Raw genomic sequence first — 20,515 nt, forward strand, 5'->3', positions numbered from 1 at the left:
AAAAAGGGGGTAGAACGCATGAAAATGGCTGAAGATTTAAGACAATTTCTCCGCTCCATAGACAGGAAGGGATATCCGGCTTACAAGGGGGCCAAAGGGGAGTACTGTTTTCCCGATTATGTCCTTTCCATAGACCATGTGCAGGGAGACCCTTTTGCATCTCCTTCCAGAATCAGCCTTCATGTGGAGGGGAAAAAAGCAGGGTTTCCCTTATCTTCTTATGACCAATACCACAAGAGGATTGCGCTGGAAGACCATCTTTTAAGACGGTTTGGAAAAAAGGCGGAGCAGTTTAACTTTAAGGCAAAGGGTTCCGGAAAAAGCGGACTCCTTTCTGTAAATATTCCCGGACAGGAGATTTTAGAGCGGACGGCCTGTTCTGTCAGGGAAAGAGACGGAAGCGTGGTGATCCGGCTGGAGGTCGGATTTCCGGCTGATGGAAGGACCATTAACTCCGGGGAGCTGATGAAGATTCTTTTTGATTTTCTTCCCTCCTGTGCCGCGGAAACCTGTTTTTACGGAACGTATCCGGCAGGGGAGAAACATAGGATTGAAGAGGTTCGGAAGCTTTCTGAAGACCAGGAGGAAATCAGAAGGCAGATCGCTGCCAGGGATTTGGCGGCCTTTGTTGCAAACGGCTCCATTCTTCCCAGAAAATCAGGGGTTTCCAAAAGGCCATTGGAAAAGGCCGTGCCGTTTCAGTCTCCGGCTTCCATGGAAGTGGAGATGAATCTTCCAAACAGGGGAAGGATAAAGGGAATGGGGATTCCAAGGGGCGTCACTCTGATTGTGGGAGGCGGATACCATGGAAAAACGACTCTTTTGGAAGCCTTACAATGGGGCGTTTATAATCATATTCAGGGAGACGGCAGGGAGCTTGTCATTGCCGATGCTTCGGCTGCCAAGCTGAGAGCAGAGGATGGAAGAAGCATTCAGGAGGTGGATATTTCCTTCTTTATAAAAGACCTTCCGGATAAGCGGGATACGCTTCGTTTCTGCACCGGGGATGCCAGCGGAAGCACCTCACAGGCTGCCGGTGTCGTGGAGGCCATGGAAAGCGGGGCAAAGGTATTTTTGCTCGATGAGGATACCAGTGCCACTAATTTTATGGTGAGAGATAAGCTGATGCAGCAGGTGGTGAGCCGGGAAAAGGAACCGATCACTCCTTTTATCGAAAGGGTGAGAGGGCTTTATGAGCAGCAGGGGATTTCTACCATCCTGGTTGCAGGAAGCTCAGGAGCTTATTTTCATGTGGCTGATTACATTGTCCAGATGGATTCCTATGTGCCAAAGGACATTACGCAGCAGGCCAGGAGAGCGGCCAAGGAGTATGGAGAAGAGGTTTCTTCTCTGCCTCTGCCAGAGGTGGGATTTTCCCGGATTCCAGCCGGTCTTTCCACAGGAGGAAAGACTGGGCGCTCTAAAATGAGGGTTTTAGGTCAGGACAGCCTTCAGATTGATAAAGAGGTGGTGGACCTGCGTTTTGTGGAACAGCTTGCAGAGCCTGGGCAGATCACGGCTCTGGGATATTTCCTCAAATACGGGGCAGAGCATTTGATAGACGGAAAGAGAACTCTGGTTCAGATCGTAGAGGAACTGGAAAAGCAGGTCTGCAGCCATGGGCTCATTTCCCTGGGAAAGGGAGATGGACTTCCTGCCAATCTGGCTTTGCCCAGAAGGCAGGAGATTTTTGCGGCCTTTAACCGGTGCCGCAGTTTGAGGTTTTAAAGAAAAGACAGGGGAATGCATTTATTATGGAAGAAAAGAAACATATGGTGGGAGGCATTTCCAAAAAGACGCTGGAACGCCTCCCGGTCTATCATCACTATCTGGAACAGAAGAACAGGGAAGGAACGGAGACCATATCATCGCCGGCCATTGCCCTGGAGCTTAAGCTTAACGAGGTTCAGGTGCGAAAGGATCTGGCAATCGTGGCAAGAACAGCCGGAAAGCCTAAGATGGGATATCTGGTTAAAGATTTAATTGGGGACATTGAAGAGTTTTTAGGGTTTCACAATGCCAATCAGGCGGTTTTAGTGGGCGTGGGCCACTTGGGGAAAGCCCTGCTGTCTTATAGGGGGTTTGAGCAGTACGGTGTTGACATTGTCATGGCATTTGATTCCGATGGAAGAAAGGTGGATACAAAGGTGGGGGAGAAAATGATTCTGCCTTTGGAAAAGCTGGAAAATCTGTGCCGGAGAATGAAAATTCATATCGGCATTATTACAGTCCCTGAAAAAAGTGCCCAGGAGGTTTGTGACCGGCTGGTGGCTGGAGGCGTGAAGGCCATCTGGAATTTTGCCCCCATCCATTTGTCGGTGCCCAGTCACGTGCTGGTGCAGAATGAGAATATGGCGGTGTCTTTGGCGGCCTTGTCAAAGTATCTCTACGAGGCGGATAAGCAAGGCATAAAAGAGATTTGACAGCAAATTTCATCTATGATATGTTATTCAGGAAAATGGAAGAAAGGGATTTTAAAGATGAAACAGGCAATTTTAGCGGTTAGCTTTGGAACCACCTATCATGAGAGCCGAATGAAGACCATTGAGGCCATTGAGGCTGATATAAAGGAAGCATTTCCTGGCTTTGAACTGCGCCGGGCTTTTACCAGCGGAGTTATCATCAATATTTTGAAAAAGCGGGATGGCATATACATTGACAGCGTGCCGGAAGCTCTGGAAAAGCTGGCAGCAGAAGGCTTTGAACGGGTTATCATACAGCCCACCCTGGTCATGGGCGGGGAGGAAAATGACATTATGCTGGCAGCGGTCCGGGAATATGAGGGGCGGTTTAAGCAGGTTGTATGCGGAAAGCCTCTGCTTTCTGAGGAAGAGGATTACCGGAAGCTGGCTGATATTTTAAATGAGGATACAAGGGAATATGATTCTGAGGAAACGAAGATCATATGGATGGGCCATGGCACAGAGCACGAGGCCAATAAGGTCTATAAGCGCCTGAACCAGGTTTTTGAGGAAAAGGGTTATGACAGGCATCACGTGGGAACTGTGGAAGCGGAGCCTGCTTTTGAGGATGTCAAGGAAGAAGTGAAAAAAACAGATTTCAGCCGGGCTGTGCTCCAGCCTCTCATGATCGTCTGCGGGGACCATGCCCATAATGACATGGCCGGAGAGGATGAGGATTCCTGGAAAAGCCAGTTGGAAGCGGAGGGCTATGAAGTGGTCTGCCGGTTAAAAGGGATGGGAGAGCTGGCCGGTGTGCGTCGGCTTCTTGTGGACCACGCAAAAGCGGCTATACAGAGTCTGGAGGATATTGCATGAAAGGGAGAAGAGCGGTTATCCTGATTGCAGGTGTACTTTTGCTGCTTACAGGATGCGAACGGAAAGCAGCGCCTGTCAGCAAATCAGGCTTTATGCTGAACACCTTCGTAACCGTGACTGTTTATGATAAGGATGATCCGGAAATTTTAGAAGGCAGCCTGGAGCTGTGCCGCTCTTATGAAAATATTTTCAGCAAAACTCTGGAAGGGAGCGAGGTCTACCGGCTGAATCACAGGCCTCTCAATCAGCAGACCGTGACCGTATCAGAGGATGTGGCAAATCTGGTTTCCAAAGGGATTTTTTATTCTCAGATGTCAAACGGCGGCTTTGATGTGACAATAGAACCCCTGTCCTCTTTATGGGACTTCACCTCCCCTGATCCTGTGATTCCCGGAGACGGTGAGATCAGGAAGGCAGCAGATAAGGTAGGGTATGAGAACTTAAAGCTGGAAGGAAATGCCCTCACGTTTTTATCCCCGGATACAACCCTTGATTTCGGCGCAATAGCAAAGGGTTACATTGCGGACCGGATAAAGGATTATCTCCTGGAAAAGGGGGTAAAAAGTGCGGTGATCAACTTAGGCGGAAATGTGCTCTGTGTGGGAGTAAAGCCTGACAAGGAGCCTTTTAAAATCGGGCTTCAAAAGCCTTTTGCTGACCGGAATGAAACCATAGAAATCCTGGATATCCGGGATTTGTCGGTGGTGTCATCAGGCGTCTATGAGCGCCACTTTGAAAAAGATGGGGTCAATTACCACCACCTTTTAGACCCGGAAAGCGGATACCCTTTTGACAACGGACTGGTGTCGGTGACCATTATTTCCGATTTGTCCGTGGACGGAGACGGCCTGTCCACCGCCTGTTTTTCTCTGGGACTGGAAAAGGGACTGGAGCTGGCTGATTCTTTAGAGGATGTATATGCCGTGTTCATTACGGAGGATGGAGGAGTCCATTATTCTGAGGGAACGGAGCAGTTTCTGTCCGAAAGAAAGTAGAAGCCCTTGAATTTCTTTACATTTTTCCTTCCTTATAATACAATAGAGAAAATATCTTGAAGGTGTGGTTCTACAGGAGAATGGATGATGATTAAAAAAATATGGGACAGGCTGATGAACCGTGAAGTCATTTCCTATCTGATATTCGGTGTGCTGACAACGGCGGTAAACTGGGTGGTTTACGTCCTGATGGTGAAGGCCGGTACAGATTACCGGATTGCAACAGCGGGGGCCTGGGTGGTATCGGTTCTGTTTGCCTTTCTTGTAAATAAAATCTTTGTTTTTCAAAGCTATGACCTGCAACCGGGAGTTGTCATAAAGGAAGCTGTTTCTTTTACCGCATGCAGGGTATTGTCCGGCATCATGGAAATGGTCTTTATGGTGATCATGGTTTCCTGGCTCAGTTGGAATGAATATGGAAGCAAGGTGCTGGTGTCCGTAGCTGTTGTGATTGCTAATTATGTATTCAGTAAGCTTTTCATATTCCGGAAACATGAGAAAAACCCCTGTAAAGAGAGGTAAGCAAAAATGGAACACGATGACGAGATTGCAAAAATTTCGAAAGAGCTAGAGGATATGCTTAAGATGACGACAGATGAAAAAGAAGACATGACAGAAGACCTGGATTTGAAAACAGAAACCGGGGAGCCGGAGGCTGATTTTCTGGAAGTTTTGCCGGAGGATGAGACAGAACCGGAAGACGGATATGAGGAAGTTTCAGAGGAAGAACAAGATCAGGAAGAGGAAGCTGATACGGTTTCTCACGGTCACGGAATTGTCAGGCCCTGTGATGGCCTGATCGCAGCCTTTCTCGTTCCGGTGGTCATTATGATCATCATATTTGCCCAGAGAGGGATATTTCCCTTTGGAGAGGAAAGCTTTCTCAGGACCGATATGTACCACCAGTACGCCCCTTTCTTCTCGGAATTCCGTTATAAGCTGACTCATGGAGGAAGCCTGCTCTATAGCTGGAATATGGGAATGGGAGTGAATTTTGCAGCTCTTTACGCCTATTATCTGGCCAGCCCCTTGAACTGGCTGATCGTTCTCTGGCCGAAGAATTACGTCATCGAGTTTATGACGTATATGATTGTATTTAAAATCGGACTGAGCGGCCTTTCCTTTGCATGGTATCTGAGAAAGCATAATGGGACCAGTGATTTCGGAATTGCATATTTTGGCATCTTTTATGCGCTGTCCGGGTATATGGCCGCGTATAGCTGGAATATCATGTGGCTGGACTGCCTTCTTCTCTTTCCCCTCATCGTGCTGGGCCTGGAGAGGCTTGTGAAGGAAAAGAAGTGCTTTTTATATTGTCTCACTCTTGGGCTGTCAATTTTGTCCAACTATTATATATCGATCATGATATGTATTTTTATGGTGTTTTATTTCGGGGTTCTTCTCATTTTGGAAGGCAGAAAGCCCTGGAAGGAATGGTTGACCCATATATGGCATTTCACCCTGTTTTCTTTGCTGGCAGGAGGCCTTGCGGCAGTGGTGCTGCTTCCGGAAATTTATGCCCTTCAGTTAACGGCTTCGGGAGATTTTAACTTTCCCCAGACCGTCAGCTCTTATTTTTCCATATTTGACATGATCGCCAGACATCTTCCGGCGGTGGAAACGGAGATCGGGCTGGACCATTGGCCCAATATCTACTGCGGAACCGGAATTTTGCTGTTTTTCCTCCTGTATCTGGGATGCCGCCAGATCAGGCAGAGAGAAAAGATCGTGATGTGCGGGCTTTTGCTGTTTTTCTTTGCCAGCTTTTCTGTCAATGTGCTGAATTTTATCTGGCATGGATTTCACTTTCCAAACAGCCTTCCATGCAGACAGTCCTTTATTTATATTTTCCTCATGCTGCTGGCCGGGTATCAGGCTTACATTCATTTAGACCGGATTCCCTGGAGCCATGTCGTGCGGGCCATGTTCGCTTCAGTGGCCTTTGTGCTTATGGCTGAGAAGCTGATTGATGATGAGGCTTACCACTTTTCCATATTTTATGGGGCGGTTATCCTTCTCTTTGTCTACGGAGGGCTGATCAACCTATACAAGAGGGGACACGGCAGGAACATGCTCATCCTGCTGACTTTGGGTCTGGTGGCCCTGGAGGCGGCGGTGAATACGACGGTGACCAGCGTGACCACCACCAGCAGAACCAGCTATGTAAAGGATAATCAGGCTTCCAGAGAGCTTATGGAGGAGCTGATGCCGGATTCATCCTTTTACCGGGTGGAAAAGGTGAGCCGGAAGACGAAAAATGACGGGGCGTGGCTGAACCTTCCCACAGTGTCCTTATTTTCTTCCACAGCTAATGCGGACTTATCTGAATTCTTTAAAAAGCTGGGCTGCGAAAGCTCCACCAACGCTTACAGCATTACAGGAAGCACGCCTCTGGTGGATTCCTTATTGGCAGTCCGTTACGGGCTGTATTCGGAAAGCACCCAGGACACAGAGACCTCTGTCCTGGTGTCTGAAAAGGATGATATGTACCTTAAGAAAAATTCTTATACCTTACCTTTGGGCTTTATGGTTCCCTATGATCTGGAAAGCAACTGGCGTCTGGAGCTGTCCAATCCGGCTGAGGTTCAAAACGATCTGTCGGTGATTCTGGGAGCAGGTTCTGTGCTTGAGAAAGAAAACGTTGATATCACCGGAAAGAGCCTCACCTTTACACCGGAGGAGGCCGGGGAATATTACGTGTATGTCAGCAACAAAAAGGTGGAAAAAGTGGCGGTTCTTCTGGGAGAGAAAACCAAAAACTTTGATAATGTAAACAGGGGATATTTGCTGGAGCTGGGATATTTGAACTCAGGTGAAGAAATCACCCTGCGAAATGATGACAATGATCAGGATATGGTGGCAGAAGTCTACCGGTTCCTGCCTGAGGGACTGGAATCAGTCCATGGCATATTGAATGAGAGTCCATTAAACCTGTCTGAGCGGACGGACACCCGGATATCGGGAACCGTAGAAGCGCAGCGGTCAGGTCTGCTGTTTTTAAGCATTCCCTATGACAAGGGCTGGACCATTCTGCTGGATGGAAGAGAGGTAGAGCCTTATAAGATATTTGATACGTTTTTAAGCGTTCACGTGTCTGCCGGGTTCCATGAGATTTCCCTGCAGTATATGCCTCAGGGGTTAAAGACCGGAGCAGTGATGACTGCCGTCAGTGTGTTCATCCTGCTGGTTCTGGCCGGAATTTCTGTAATGCGGGAGAGGAAGCATAAGCCCATGAGGAGCCATTCAATATAATAACGGAAAGAGGAGATTTGATTATGAAATTATGGGGCGGACGCTTCACGAAGGAAACCAACCAACTGGTTCACAATTTTAATGCATCCATATCATTTGACCAGAAATTTTACCATCAGGATATTGAAGGCAGCATTGCCCATGTGAAGATGCTGGCGAGACAGGGAATTTTAACAGTAGACGACCGGGATGTGATTGTAGAAGGGCTTTTGGGCATCAGGGCTGATTTAGAAAGCGGAGCCCTGGTCATCACCCCGGAGCATGAGGACATTCATTCCTTTGTGGAAGCTGTTCTTACAGAGCGCGTGGGAGAGGCTGGAAAACGCCTTCACACCGGGCGCAGCCGCAACGATCAGGTGGCCCTTGATATGAGGCTGTATACGAGAGACGAGATTTCTGAGCTTGACCAGTTGGTAAACGGGCTGTTAAAGGAGCTTTTAAAGCTGATGGAAGAGCATTTGGACACCTATATGCCAGGCTTCACCCATTTACAAAAGGCCCAGCCCATCACCTTGTCTCACCACCTGGGCGCTTATTTTGAAATGTTTTACCGGGATTTGACCCGTCTTCATGATATCAGAAAGAGGATGAACTACTGCCCTCTCGGCTCCGGTGCCCTGGCGGGAACGACGTATCCTCTGGACCGGGAATATACGGCAGAGCTTCTTGGCTTTGACGGGCCGACCCTCAACAGCATGGATTCGGTGGCTGACAGGGATTACTTGATCGAGCTGTTAGGCGCTCTTTCCACCATTGCCATGCATTTGAGCCGGTTTTGTGAGGAGATCATCATCTGGAATACCAATGAATACCGTTTTGTGGAAATCGACGATTCCTACAGCACGGGAAGCAGCATCATGCCTCAGAAGAAAAATCCCGATATTGCAGAGCTGATCCGGGGCAAAACAGGCCGGGTTTACGGCGCCCTGGTATCCCTTCTCACCACCATGAAGGGAACTCCTCTGGCCTATAATAAGGACATGCAGGAGGATAAGGAGCTGACCTTTGATGCCATTGATACGGTAAAGGGCTGTCTGGCTTTATTTACGGGCATGATTTCCTCCATGACCTTCCGAAGGGATGTGATGGAGAAAAGCGCTAAAAACGGCTTTACCAACGCCACGGATGCAGCCGATTATCTGGTAAACCGGGGAGTGGCTTTCCGGGATGCCCATGGAATCGTGGGACAGCTTGTGCTTTTCTGCATTGAGAAGGGAATTGCTCTCGATGATATGAGCCTGGAAGAGTATAAGGCCATCAGCCCGGTGTTTGAAAATGACATTTATGAAGCCATCAGCTTAAAGACATGTGTGGAAAAGCGGATGACCGTCGGAGCTCCCGGCCAGGAGGCTATGAAGAAGGTTATCACCATCTATAAGAGAAGACTTGATCTGGAATAAGCGTTTTTAACAAAAGAAAACCGGAAAACATCAGCAGGAAAGGGCTGTGTTTTCCGGTTTTGTGATTACAGAGGCTTAAATTCCGGTTTTCTCTCTTTAAATTCCGTGTAATAGGAAAATCCGCATTCCAAAAGTAAGTCTCTGGATCTTTGAAAGTCTGCTCCCAGGTCCTGGGGGACGTGGGCATCGGAGCCGATGGTTAAGATTTCCCCGCCCAGCTCCCGGTAGCGCTTGAGAATGGGAATACAGGGATTTGGCTGTCCGATTCCCTTTCGAAAGCCTGCGGTATTGCACTCGATTCCCTTTCCCCGTTCAATGATGGTCCTTAAAATTTCATCCAGAATATCCTGGTATCCTTCATAGCTGTAGAATCTGGATTTGTTGGGTCCATAGCGGACAACGTAGTCAATATGGCCTGCCACGTCATAATGATCCAAATTCCTTACATTATCCAGCGTGGTTTGGAAATACTGGAGATAGGCATCCCTCTCTTCCCTTCCTTCAAAGAACTCTGGGTACGCAGTATCTTTCTTATTGACGAAATGGGTGGAGCCGATGATAAAATCAAAGGAAAAGGCGGAGAGCAGCCAGTCAAAGTAATCCTTTAAATGGGTCTGAAGGCCAAGCTCGATCCCGATGCGAAGATCAATTCTGCCTTTGTATTCCTCCTTTAATAAAGGCATGGTTTTCATATACCGGTCAATGTCGAGGGTGAAATCAATCGGGCATTCCACGTCATAGTCATGGTGGTCAGTAACGCAAAGGGACTCCATTCCAAGCTCGATGGCCCGCTTTATCTGGGCGGTTATGGGAGTGGAAGAATCCCCTGAAAAATCGGTGTGAAAATGATAATCTGGTAGCATAAGGTTTCCTTTCAACATCTGTTTTACGTGGTAAGGGCAGAAACTTAAATTCATTATAATCAATGGGAGGAGGAAAAGCAATCAGATATTATGGGAAAGATTTCCTGAGAAATTAAAAAAAGGACTTGCTATTTACCGGTAAATTAGGTAAAATGAAGAGTAGTTGATTAATATTTAACGATCACTTTAATTTTATTCTTTAGGAGGAATGAATTATGGCAGTAAAAGTAGCGATTAACGGTTTTGGACGTATTGGCCGCCTTGCATTCAGACAGATGTTCGGTGCAGAAGGATACGATGTAGTTGCAATTAACGATTTAACAGATCCAGCAATGCTGGCCCACTTATTAAAATATGATACCGCACAGGGAGGTTATGCCGGATATTATGGCGAGGCCACTCATACGGTAGAGGCTTCCGCAGATTCCATCACTGTAGACGGAAAGACCATTAAGATTTATGCACAGGCAAAAGCTGCCGAACTTCCATGGGGAGAAATCGGCGTTGACGTTGTTCTTGAGTGTACAGGATTCTACTGCTCCAAGGACAAGGCTCAGGCTCATATCGATGCAGGCGCTAAGAAAGTTGTTATCTCCGCTCCGGCTGGAAGTGATCTTCCAACCATCGTTTACGGCGTAAATGAGGACATTCTGACAGCAGATGACAAGATCATCTCTGCAGCTTCCTGTACAACCAACTGTCTGGCTCCTATGGCTAAGGCTCTTAACGAGTATTCACCGATCCAGTCCGGTATCATGAGCACCATTCATGCTTACACAGGCGATCAGATGATCCTTGACGGACCACATAGAAAAGGCGATTTAAGAAGAGCAAGAGCAGGCGCAGCTAACATCGTTCCTAACTCCACCGGTGCTGCAAAGGCAATCGGTCTGGTTATTCCGGAATTGAGCGGCAAGCTGATCGGTTCCGCACAGCGCGTTCCGGTTCCTACAGGCTCCACAACCATCTTAACAGCAGTTGTTAAGGGCGCTGATGTGACCAAGGACGGCATCAATGCAGCTATGAAGGCAGCAGCAAGCGAGTCCTTCGGCTACAACACAGATGAGATCGTTTCTTCCGATATCATCGGTACAAGATTTGGTTCCATCTTCGATGCTACCCAGACCATGGTGTCTAAGGTTGGCGATGACTTGTCTCAGGTTCAGGTTGTTGCATGGTATGACAATGAGAACTCCTATACAAGTCAGATGGTTCGTACAATCAAGTATTTTGCTGAATTAGGCTAATGATCCACCAGGGGTCCGGTCGTTATGGACCGGGCCCTTTTATGTTGAAAAGAAATAACAGTAAACCGGAAAGGAGCATCCAGACATGCTGAATAAGAAAACAGTTGATGATTTAACAGGATTGCAGGGAAAGAGAGTTTTAGTAAGATGTGACTTTAACGTACCCTTAAAGGAGGGCGTGATCCAGAACTACAACCGTATTGACGGAGCCATTCCTACCATTAAGAAATTACTGGACCAGGGCGCAAAGGTGATCCTCTGTTCCCACCTGGGAAAACCAAAGGGAGAGCCCCTTCCTGAGATGTCCCTTGCACCTGTTGCACCGGCTTTGAGCGAAAGACTTGGCGTGGAAGTGAAGTTTGCAGATGATCCTAAGGTAACAGGTCCGGAGACCTTAAAGATGGCTGAAGAATTAAAGGACGGCGAAGTGCTGCTTCTTCAGAACACCCGCTACAGAGTGGAGGAGACTAAGTACGGCAAGGATGAGAATGCAGAAGCCTATGCCAAAGAGCTGGCTTCCCTCTGCGACGGCATTTTTGTCAACGACGCTTTTGGTACGGCTCACAGATCCCACTGCTCCAACGTAGGCGTTGCAAAGCATGCTGATGTGAACGTGGTTGGATATCTGATGGAAAAAGAGATCAAATTCTTAGGCCAGGCAGTAGAAAATCCGGTTCGTCCTTTTGTGGCAATTCTTGGAGGCGCAAAGGTTTCCGATAAGATCAATGTAATCAACAACCTTCTTGACAAGGTGGACACCCTGATCATCGGCGGCGGAATGGCTTATACATTTGCAAAGGCACAGGGCAAGGAAATCGGCAATTCCTTATGTGAGGAAGATAAGGTGGATTACGCTCTGGAGATGATCAAGAAAGCAGAGGCCAAAGGCGTAAAGCTGCTGCTTCCTGTGGACAATGTGGAAGGAAAAGAGTTTTCCAACGATACGGAGCGTAAAATTGTGGAAAACATTGACGAAGGCTGGTCAGGCTTTGATATCGGCCCCAAGACTATCGAGATTTTTAAAGATGCATTAAAGGATGCCAAGACCGTTGTATGGAACGGACCGATGGGCGTATTTGAGTTCTCTAATTTCGCAGAAGGAACCCTGGAGGTATGCCGTGCGGTTGCCGCCCTTTCCGATGCGACAACAGTCATCGGCGGCGGTGATTCCGTCAATGCTGTGAAGAGACTTGGCTTTGCCGATAAGATGACCCATATCTCCACAGGGGGCGGCGCTTCCCTTGAATTCTTAGAGGGCAAGGAGCTTCCGGGAGTGGCTGCGGCAGATAATAAATAAACAGATAAATAAACTGTACTGCAGGTCCGGGCAGGCTCATGCTGACCGGGCCCTACAGGCATGGAAAGGAAGGAAAAAAGTATGTCCAGAAGGAAAATTATAGCAGGAAACTGGAAGATGAATATGACTCCCACCGAGGCAGTGGAGCTTGTCAATACCTTAAAGCCTTTGGTGGCAAATGATGAGGTGGATGTTATTTTCTGTGTACCTGCCATCGATATTATACCGGCTATGGAAGCCGCTAAGGGTTCTAATATCAACATCGGCGCTGAGAACATGTATTATGAGGATAAGGGCGCTTATACCGGCGAGATTTCTCCCGCCATGTTAAAGGATGCAGGTGTTAAGTATGTGGTAATCGGCCACTCTGAGAGAAGAGAGTATTTTGCAGAGACTGATGAAACCGTAAACAAGAAGGTTTTAAAGGCCTTTGAGTACGGTATCACTCCCATTGTCTGCTGCGGAGAGTCCTTAACCCAGAGAGAGCAGGGAATTACCCTTGACTGGATACGTCAGCAGATCAAGATCGCTTTCTTAAATGTAACTGCTGCACAGGCGGCAGAGGCTGTGATCGCTTATGAGCCCATCTGGGCAATCGGTACAGGCAAGGTGGCAACGACGGAGCAGGCACAGGAAGTTTGTGCTGCCATCCGCGTATGCATTGGAGAAATCTATGATGCAGCTACCGCAGAAGCAATCCGCATTCAGTACGGCGGCTCTGTTTCCGCTGCAAGCGCACCGGAGCTTTTTGTACAGCCGGATATTGACGGCGGCCTGGTTGGCGGAGCCTCTTTAAAGCCGGAGTTCGGCACCATTGTGAATTACAATAAATAAAAAATCAACGATGCTGCCTTCTTGCTGTATTTATGGGGAGGCAGTTTTTTCTTTCTATTCACAGGTTGCGGGAAATGGATAAATCGTGTAGAATATAGCTTATGAGAAGTTGCTTTTTAACTTCTCATAAAAGGTGCCGTTTTGGCACCGTCCATCCGATTACGAAAACTTGTTTTCATAATATAGCTTATGAGAAGTAGGTTTTCAGCACATAGTGTTATAAGGTATTGATAAATAAGATGTAAGGATTACACCATTATAGAATGAACATAAAGAAAAGGAGAATCAGCTATGAGTAAAAAGCCGGTTGTATTGATGATACTTGATGGTTACGGATTAAATGACAACTGTGACCATAATGCCGTTTGTGAAGGAAAGACCCCGGTCATGGACCAGCTTATGAATCAGTGTCCTTTTGTAAAGGGCAATGCCAGCGGTCTGGCAGTAGGACTTCCTGACGGACAGATGGGAAATTCCGAGGTAGGCCATTTGAACATGGGTGCAGGACGGATCGTGTACCAGGAGCTTACCAGGATCACAAAATCCATAGCAGACGGAGATTTCTTTGAAGTTCCGGAATTTTTAGAGGCAGTGGAAAACTGCAAGAAGAATGATTCCGCCCTTCATATGTGGGGGCTGGTGTCTGACGGCGGTGTTCACAGCCACAACACCCATATTTACGGCCTTCTGGAGCTTGCAAAGAGGCATGGCCTTGAAAAGGTCTATGTCCACTGCTTTTTAGACGGACGTGATACCCCTCCGGCTTCCGGCAAGGGCTTTGTGGAAGAAATGGAAGCTAAGATGAAAGAAATCGGTGCAGGAAAGGTAGCTTCCGTCATGGGACGCTACTATGCCATGGACAGGGATAACCGCTGGGATCGTGTGGAACGGGCCTACAACGCCCTGACAAAGGGAGAGGGAAAGCAGGCAGAATCAGCACCTGCCGGAATCCAGACTTCCTATGACGCATCGGTTTACGACGAATTTGTGGAGCCTTTTGTTGTGACAGAGGATGGAAAGCCGGTTGCAACGGTAAAGAATCAGGATTCCGTGATCTTTTTCAACTTCCGTCCGGACCGTGCCCGTGAGATCACAAGAGCTTTCTGTGACGACGAGTTCAAAGGCTTTGACAGAGGAGAGCGGTTAAAGCTGACCTATGTCTGCTTTACGGATTACGACACCACAATCCATAACAAACTGGTTGCCTTTAAAAAGGAATCCATAACAAATACTCTGGGACAGTTCCTGGCAGATAACGGAAAGACCCAGGCCAGAATTGCTGAAACAGAGAAGTATGCTCACGTGACCTTCTTCTTTAACGGAGGCGTGGAAGAGCCCAATCCGGGAGAAGACAGGATTCTGGTTCCCTCCCCCAAGGTTGCCACCTATGACCTTCAGCCGGAGATGAGCGCTCCCATTGTCTGCGATAAGCTGGAAGAGGCCATCCGGTCCGGAAAATACGATGTGGTCATCGTCAACTTCGCAAATCCGGACATGGTGGGACATACAGGAATTGAAGCCGCAGCCATCAAGGCCATTGAAACCGTAGATGCCTGCCTGGGAAGAACCGTACAGGCGGTAAAGGATATGGACGGCGTCCTCTTTGTCTGCGCTGACCATGGAAATGCAGAGCAGCTTCTGGATTATGAAACAGGGGAGCCATTTACAGCCCATACCACCAACCCGGTTCCCTTTATACTGGTCAATGCAGACCCCTCCGTAAAGCTGAGAGAGGGCGGCTGTCTGGCTGACATTGCACCGACTCTCATCGAACTGATGGGACTGGAGCAGCCAAAAGAGATGACAGGAAAATCTTTACTTGTAAAATAAGTTCAAGAAATTGAAATAAGGGCTTTTCGGTTATCTGCCGGAGCCCTTATTTTATCAGGAAAAATTAATATTTGTCCCTGGGGGTTTTATGCTTCCATTTCCGGCAGAAATACGATAGAATAAAGAAAGGTGTTTTAGAAGGGGTTATTGATGAGTATTCGAATCAGATTTTCTTTAGAGCCGAAAAGAACGATTTTATTTGGAAACAAATTTAATTACCAGATGGCGGAAACCGTGGCAAAGGAAATGGGCCACAGGTGTTTCCGGATGGATGGTTTTTTGCTGGTACAATTATGCCCGGAGGGCTATGTATGGTTAAAATGGAATAAACATAAGCTTCAGGGGGAGAGTCAGACCAATATTGCAGGGCCGGGCTTTCATGCGGCTGTCATCGATTATCTGGAACGGCTGGCTAAGCGGGATAAGATGAAGCTGAAGGTGGATGATAAGACCGGATATTTTTTTAAAAAGGATTTTCTGGCCATGAGGCAGAAGTATTTTTACCAGTGGTTTTCAGAGCTGATTGAGCTGGTGTCAGGCTGGGAGGGCAATGAGGAGTTCACCTTTTGCTGGCCCGCCCTTTACTACGTTCCGGACCGCCAGGCGGGAAGGCTGATCACCCATATCCGCTCATTTTCCTTTCAGGAGTTAAGGGGAATGCTTGGGTCTGGAATAAGCGTGGCCTTTGCAAAGGACTTTTTTATATGGAATGAATTGGAAAAGGATGCTTATTTTTACCGCAACAGCGCATTGGTTTTGTTGAATCAGTCCTGTTACTTTATGCCCTCAAAACGCAGCTCCCAGGATAAGGCTGTGAACCGGCTCATTATTGAGATGCTGGAAACGGCCCTGTCCATGAATCCCAGGATTTCCTTTCCGAAAAAGGAGTATCTGGAGGTCTGCAAACTGGATGGGCATGAGCCGGTGAATTTAAGGGAGGCAATCTCCATGCCTGAGGAGCTTTCCGTGGGCTGCCGCAGGCATCTGATCTACAGAAAGATCGGCAATATGAGCTTTGGAATTCCGGGGAATTTTCTGTATGATGAGACGGATAAGGGCTGCATGGATCATTATTACGACGGGAAGGAATACGGGGGCCACGATTATTACATCTATGCGGCTGTGTTTGAGGGGCGTCCGGCAGAATTTAAAAACAAGTGGTTTGAAGAAGGGGAGGCGGATGAGCTCCTGGACTTTGAAGTAGGAGAAGCCAGGGCCAGGGCGGCCTTTTATAAGCCTGAGGAAAAAGATGGGGAGACTCTTTATGGGATGACGGCCCAGGTGCTTTATGGGGAACAGCGGATGAACATTAAGATTATAAGCAGAAAGCCAGGGGAAAGGGAATGGGCTTTGGGGCTTATTAAGAATATTACCATTACAGAATAGAGGACTTCATGAAAGAGAAAGAGATGAAAACGGGCACATTGCTGAAACGTTTTGTGCCCTATTATAAAAAATATACGAAAATCATGGTCATGGACTTGTTTTGTGCGTCCCTTACCACGATTTGTGAAATGGTGCTGCCGCTGATTCTGCGCTACATCACCAATCAGGGAATGAGAAATTTGACCACGTTAACGGTGCAGACTATCATTGCAATCGGAGCTCTGTATTTCGGGCTCAGGATCATCGACGGCATGGCCAGTTTTTACATGGCTTACACCGGGCACGTGATGGGAGCTGCCATTGAAACCGACATGAGAGAGGATGCCTTCGGCCATCTGCAAAAGCTGTCGGATAATTATTTTAACAACACAAAGGTGGGGCAGATCATGTCCCGGATCACCAGCGACTTGTTTGATGTGACGGAATTTGCCCACCACTGTCCGGAGGAGTTTTTTATAGCCCTTTTAAAGACAGTGGTATCCTTTATTATATTGTCAGGCATCAACCTGCCGCTGACTCTGATTATTTTCCTGCTGATTCCGGTTATGGCGATCTCCTGTACGTATTTTAACATTCAGGTGAAAAATGCATTTAAGCACCAGAGAAATCACATCGGGGAGCTGAATGCCAGGATCGAGGACAGCCTTTTAGGAAACAGGGTGGTCCGTGCTTTTGCCAATGAAAAAATCGAGATTGAAAAGTTTAACAAGGATAACATGGAGTTTCTGGAGATCAAGCGCAAGACGTATAAGTATATGGCGGCTTTCCAGAATACTATCCGCATGTTTGACGGCCTCATGTATGTGGTGGTCATCGTTGCCGGCGGTATTTTTATGATCAAGGGGATCATTGAGCCGGGAGATTTAGTGGCTTACACCTTATATGTGACCACCCTTTTGGCTACTATCCGCAGGATCATTGAATTTGCGGAGCAGTTCCAGAGAGGTATGACAGGCATCGAGCGTTTTATGGAGCTGATGGATGCCAATGTGGATATTTTTGATGAGGAAGGGGCAAAGCCTCTTTCGGAAGTGAAGGGAAACATTTCCTTTCAGAATGTATCCTTTGAGTATCCTGATGACCACAATCCGGTGCTGACCAATATAGACCTGGATATAAAGCCGGGAGAAAAGGTGGCCCTTGTAGGCCCTTCAGGCGGCGGAAAGACGACTCTCTGTAACCTGATTCCCCGTTTTTACGACCCGACAGAGGGAGAAATTCTCATTGACGGCCAGGATATTAAAAACGTGACCCTGGACAGCCTTAGAAGTACGGTAGGCGTGGTCCAGCAGGATGTTTACCTGTTTTCAGGAACTGTTTTTGAAAACATTGAATACGGCCGTCCGGGAGCTTCCAAAGAGGAAGTGATGGAGGCGGCAAAGATGGCAGGAGCCCATGAATTCATTACAGGGCTTAAAGATGGATATGAGACTTACGTGGGAGAGAGAGGCGTGAAGCTTTCCGGAGGACAGAAGCAGAGAGTCAGCATTGCCAGAGTATTTCTTAAGAATCCTCCGGTGCTGATCCTTGATGAGGCAACCTCTGCTCTGGACAATGAAAGCGAGCATCTGGTATCCCAGTCCTTAGACAGGCTGGCAGTGGGGCGTACCACCCTCACCATTGCCCACCGCCTGACCACCATTCAGAATGCGGACAGGATTCTGGTTCTGTCTGACAGCAATATTGTGGAAGAAGGAAATCATGAAGAACTGCTTGAAAAACGAGGCATGTATTATCAGCTTTACACGTCTGCCAATGAGGCAGAGGAGGATGCCGGGAGCCAGAAATAAAGGAGAACAGAAATGAAGGCAGCAATCGTTACGGACAGCAACAGCGGAATCACCCAGAAACAGGGGGAAGAGGCGGGAATTTACGTGGTTCCCATGCCGTTTATGATGGATGGGGAAGCATATTTTGAGGATGTCAATCTGACACAAGAGGAATTTTTTAAGAGGCTGGAGGCAGGGGCGGACATTTCCACCTCTCAGCCTTCTCCTGCTGATTTAATAGATTTGTGGAAAAAGCTGCTGGAGGAATACGATGAGATCGTTCACATTCCCATGTCCAGCGGTTTAAGCAGTTCCTGTCAGACGGCCATGATTCTGGCGGAGGAGTTTGACGGAAGGGTTTTTGTGGTCAATAACCAGAGAATATCCGTGACTCAGAGGCAGTCCGTGTTAGAGGCCAGGAAAATGGCGGCTTCCGGAATGAGTGCCGGAGAAGTCAAGGAGATTTTAGAGGAGACAAAGCTGGATTCCACCATTTATATCACTGTGGATACCCTGGAATATTTGAAAAAGGGCGGAAGGATTACGGCGGCGGCAGCCCTGCTTGGCACATTTTTGCGGATCAAGCCGGTTCTTACCATTCAAGGGGACAAACTCGATGCTTTTGCAAAGGCCAGAACTATGAAGCAGGCCAAGTCCATCATGGTGACTGCGGCAAAAAAGGACATGGAGGAGCGCTTCGGGGATTCGTCGGGAAAAGGTACAAACATTGCCGTTGCCCACAGCAACAGCCTTGAAGCTGCCATGGAGTTTAAAAAGGAGCTGGAGGAGATTTTTCCTGAGGCAGAAGAAATCTATGTGGACAATCTCTCTCTCAGCGTTTCATGTCACATCGGGCCCGGTGCCCTTGCAATTGCATGTACGAAAAAGCTGGAGGTATGACGGGAATGAATCTGGAGGTACAGGGAAAAGCCTTTCGTCCCCGGTATGCCATAAGTCTGCGGCTTGTCCTTGTTCTTATCTTCCTGGTGGTTGGAATGCTGCCTGTGCTGATTCAGGGACAGGTTATGGCCGGCACTTACCGGCAGAACCTCATTGAATCCCGAATGCAGGAGGTTCAGAACCAGTGCTGGATTTTAAGCAACAAGATGACAAGGGCCGGATATCTGACCATGGAGCCAAGGGATGCCCTTCTGGACAATGAGATGGCTGTAAAGGCGGGGATGTTTAACGGGCGGATTGTGGTGGTCAACCGGAATTTCAGGATCATCAGCGACACCTTTTCCCTTTCCGTGGGAAAGATCAACGTATCGGAAGAGGTGATCCGCTGCTTTAACGGAGAAAACAGCAGTAAATACAACTCGGAAAAGCATTATTCTGCAATGGCAATTCCCATCTATTCCAACAGCCAGGAAAAGGAAATTGCCGGGGTGATGATTGCCACAGCTTCTACGGAGGACTTGCTTGACCGGATTACAGATGTGGCGGAAAAGGGAATGTTTCTTCACCTCATGATATTTTCCGTATTGGCGCTGCTGGTATTTTTCCTGGCAGCCCTTGTGATGAAGCCCTTCCGGGGCTTGCAGCGTATGCTTGACCGGGCGGCAGAGGGGAATCTGGATGAGGACATCAGCTCCAGGGCCTATAAGGAGACGAGGCAGATATCCGATTCCATTAACATGACTTTAAAGAAGCTAAAGGCAGTGGACCAGTCCAGGGAGGAGTTTGTTTCCAATGTTTCCCATGAGCTGAAAACGCCCATCACTTCTATCCGGGTGCTGGCAGATTCCCTTATGGGGATGGAGGATGCACCGACAGAGCTGTACCGGGAATTTATGAGCGATATTTCCTATGAGATCGAGAGGGAGAGCAAGATCATCGATGACCTGCTGACTCTGGTCCGCATGGATAAGACGTCAGGAGGAAGCTTAAACATCGCCCAGGTGAATATCAACGGGCTGATGGAGCTGATTTTAAAACGGCTTCGCCCCATTGCCGGAAAACGGAATGTGGAGCTGACCTTTGAAAGCATCCGGGAGGTGACTGCTGATGTGGATGAGATGAAGCTGTCTCTGGCCCTCAGCAATCTCATGGAAAATGCCATTAAATACAACATGGAAGGCGGCTGGGTCCGGGTGACTCTTGATGCGGACCACAAGTTTTTCTATGTGAAGGTGGCAGATTCGGGAATCGGTATCCCGGAGGAGTTCCAGGAGCATGTATTTGAGCGGTTCTACCGGGTGGATAAGGCCAGATCAAGGGAAACAGGCGGTACGGGTCTGGGGCTTTCCATTACCAAGAAAATCGTCCTGATGCACCAGGGGGCCATTAAGCTTCAGAGCAAAGAGGGGGAGGGGTCCACATTTACCGTGCGAATTCCTCTCACCTACATATCATAGAGACAGG

Annotated in this window: 16 protein-coding genes; 15 read left to right on the forward strand and 1 reads right to left on the reverse strand. The window is 48.0% G+C overall.

Translation table 11 applies throughout. The annotated features are described in order from the left end of the window. The first annotated feature begins 18 nt into the window (after positions 1-18). The 7 genes from QM657_RS10670 (at position 19) to argH (ending at position 8,925) form a co-directional block, all read left to right on the forward strand. Positions 19-1,728, forward strand: a complete 1,710-nt coding sequence (locus QM657_RS10670) for an ABC-ATPase domain-containing protein (RefSeq protein WP_415066629.1) — start codon at positions 19-21, stop codon at positions 1,726-1,728. Positions 1,729-1,754: 26 nt separating this feature from the next. Continuing rightward, complete coding sequence (locus tag QM657_RS10675) at positions 1,755-2,423, forward strand: redox-sensing transcriptional repressor Rex (RefSeq protein ID WP_415066630.1); 669 nt, start codon at positions 1,755-1,757, stop codon at positions 2,421-2,423. A gap of 57 nt (positions 2,424-2,480) precedes the next feature. After that, positions 2,481-3,278, forward strand: a complete 798-nt coding sequence (locus tag QM657_RS10680) for a sirohydrochlorin cobaltochelatase (RefSeq protein ID WP_415066631.1) — start codon at positions 2,481-2,483, stop codon at positions 3,276-3,278. Beyond that, positions 3,275-4,273, forward strand: coding sequence for an FAD:protein FMN transferase (locus QM657_RS10685; RefSeq protein ID WP_415066632.1), 999 nt, complete (start codon positions 3,275-3,277; stop codon positions 4,271-4,273). Before QM657_RS10680 ends, QM657_RS10685 begins: the two co-directional genes overlap by 4 nt. An 84-nt stretch (positions 4,274-4,357) precedes the next feature. Continuing rightward, a complete protein-coding gene (locus QM657_RS10690; protein WP_415066634.1) occupies positions 4,358-4,795 on the forward strand; it encodes a GtrA family protein in 438 nt (145 codons plus the stop codon). Between the two features lie 6 nt (positions 4,796-4,801). After that, positions 4,802-7,525, forward strand: coding sequence for a YfhO family protein (locus tag QM657_RS10695; RefSeq protein WP_415066635.1), 2,724 nt, complete (start codon positions 4,802-4,804; stop codon positions 7,523-7,525). A 23-nt stretch (positions 7,526-7,548) separates the two neighbouring features. Then, on the forward strand, positions 7,549-8,925 hold the full coding sequence (argH, locus tag QM657_RS10700) for an argininosuccinate lyase (protein WP_415066636.1): 1,377 nt from the start codon (positions 7,549-7,551) through the stop codon (positions 8,923-8,925). Positions 8,926-8,990: 65 nt separating this feature from the next. Here argH and QM657_RS10705 read toward each other — a convergent pair whose 3' ends face one another. Further along, entirely contained in the window at positions 8,991-9,788 is a 798-nt protein-coding gene (locus QM657_RS10705) for a histidinol-phosphatase HisJ family protein (RefSeq protein ID WP_415066637.1), read from the reverse strand. Between the two features lie 215 nt (positions 9,789-10,003). Here QM657_RS10705 and gap point away from each other — a divergent pair, with 215 nt between their 5' ends. From gap to QM657_RS10745, 8 genes are all read left to right on the forward strand, one after another. Then, positions 10,004-11,035: a type I glyceraldehyde-3-phosphate dehydrogenase gene (gene gap / locus QM657_RS10710; protein WP_415066638.1), complete on the forward strand. Its 1,032-nt coding sequence runs from the start codon at positions 10,004-10,006 to the stop codon at positions 11,033-11,035. A gap of 85 nt (positions 11,036-11,120) precedes the next feature. Next, on the forward strand, positions 11,121-12,332 hold the full coding sequence (locus tag QM657_RS10715) for a phosphoglycerate kinase (protein ID WP_415066639.1): 1,212 nt from the start codon (positions 11,121-11,123) through the stop codon (positions 12,330-12,332). An 81-nt stretch (positions 12,333-12,413) separates the two neighbouring features. Next, the gene (gene tpiA / locus QM657_RS10720; RefSeq protein WP_415066640.1) at positions 12,414-13,166 is read left to right on the forward strand and encodes a triose-phosphate isomerase; all 753 of its coding nucleotides are present in this window, start codon (positions 12,414-12,416) and stop codon (positions 13,164-13,166) included. 291 nt (positions 13,167-13,457) lie between these two features. Continuing rightward, positions 13,458-14,996: a 2,3-bisphosphoglycerate-independent phosphoglycerate mutase gene (gene gpmI / locus QM657_RS10725; protein ID WP_415066641.1), complete on the forward strand. Its 1,539-nt coding sequence runs from the start codon at positions 13,458-13,460 to the stop codon at positions 14,994-14,996. Between the two features lie 150 nt (positions 14,997-15,146). Continuing rightward, positions 15,147-16,382 (forward strand): hypothetical protein, encoded by a 1,236-nt coding sequence (locus tag QM657_RS10730; RefSeq protein WP_415066642.1) that lies wholly within the window; start codon positions 15,147-15,149, stop codon positions 16,380-16,382. An 8-nt stretch (positions 16,383-16,390) separates the two neighbouring features. After that, the gene (locus QM657_RS10735) at positions 16,391-18,172 is read left to right on the forward strand and encodes an ABC transporter ATP-binding protein (protein ID WP_415066643.1); all 1,782 of its coding nucleotides are present in this window, start codon (positions 16,391-16,393) and stop codon (positions 18,170-18,172) included. A 12-nt stretch (positions 18,173-18,184) separates the two neighbouring features. Further along, positions 18,185-19,051, forward strand: a complete 867-nt coding sequence (locus QM657_RS10740) for a DegV family protein (protein ID WP_415066644.1) — start codon at positions 18,185-18,187, stop codon at positions 19,049-19,051. A 5-nt stretch (positions 19,052-19,056) separates the two neighbouring features. Next, the gene (locus QM657_RS10745; protein ID WP_415066645.1) at positions 19,057-20,508 is read left to right on the forward strand and encodes a sensor histidine kinase; all 1,452 of its coding nucleotides are present in this window, start codon (positions 19,057-19,059) and stop codon (positions 20,506-20,508) included. Positions 20,509-20,515 lie beyond the last annotated feature (7 nt).

Source organism: Lacrimispora sp., assembly GCF_047605665.1.
Taxonomy (GTDB): domain Bacteria; phylum Bacillota; class Clostridia; order Lachnospirales; family Lachnospiraceae; genus Lacrimispora.

Coding starts and splice junctions, on each gene's coding strand:
- gpmI (WP_415066641.1), top strand. CDS start 13,458: ATGAGTAAAAAGCCGGTTGTATTGATGATACTTGATGGTTACGGATTA.
- tpiA (WP_415066640.1), top strand. CDS start 12,414: ATGTCCAGAAGGAAAATTATAGCAGGAAACTGGAAGATGAATATGACT.
- QM657_RS10740 (WP_415066644.1), top strand. CDS start 18,185: ATGAAGGCAGCAATCGTTACGGACAGCAACAGCGGAATCACCCAGAAA.
- QM657_RS10690 (WP_415066634.1), top strand. CDS start 4,358: ATGATGATTAAAAAAATATGGGACAGGCTGATGAACCGTGAAGTCATT.
- QM657_RS10695 (WP_415066635.1), top strand. CDS start 4,802: ATGGAACACGATGACGAGATTGCAAAAATTTCGAAAGAGCTAGAGGAT.
- QM657_RS10730 (WP_415066642.1), top strand. CDS start 15,147: ATGAGTATTCGAATCAGATTTTCTTTAGAGCCGAAAAGAACGATTTTA.
- QM657_RS10680 (WP_415066631.1), top strand. CDS start 2,481: ATGAAACAGGCAATTTTAGCGGTTAGCTTTGGAACCACCTATCATGAG.
- argH (WP_415066636.1), top strand. CDS start 7,549: ATGAAATTATGGGGCGGACGCTTCACGAAGGAAACCAACCAACTGGTT.
- gap (WP_415066638.1), top strand. CDS start 10,004: ATGGCAGTAAAAGTAGCGATTAACGGTTTTGGACGTATTGGCCGCCTT.
- QM657_RS10685 (WP_415066632.1), top strand. CDS start 3,275: ATGAAAGGGAGAAGAGCGGTTATCCTGATTGCAGGTGTACTTTTGCTG.
- QM657_RS10670 (WP_415066629.1), top strand. CDS start 19: ATGAAAATGGCTGAAGATTTAAGACAATTTCTCCGCTCCATAGACAGG.
- QM657_RS10715 (WP_415066639.1), top strand. CDS start 11,121: ATGCTGAATAAGAAAACAGTTGATGATTTAACAGGATTGCAGGGAAAG.
- QM657_RS10735 (WP_415066643.1), top strand. CDS start 16,391: ATGAAAGAGAAAGAGATGAAAACGGGCACATTGCTGAAACGTTTTGTG.
- QM657_RS10705 (WP_415066637.1), bottom strand. CDS start 9,788: ATGCTACCAGATTATCATTTTCACACCGATTTTTCAGGGGATTCTTCC.
- QM657_RS10745 (WP_415066645.1), top strand. CDS start 19,057: ATGAATCTGGAGGTACAGGGAAAAGCCTTTCGTCCCCGGTATGCCATA.
- QM657_RS10675 (WP_415066630.1), top strand. CDS start 1,755: ATGGAAGAAAAGAAACATATGGTGGGAGGCATTTCCAAAAAGACGCTG.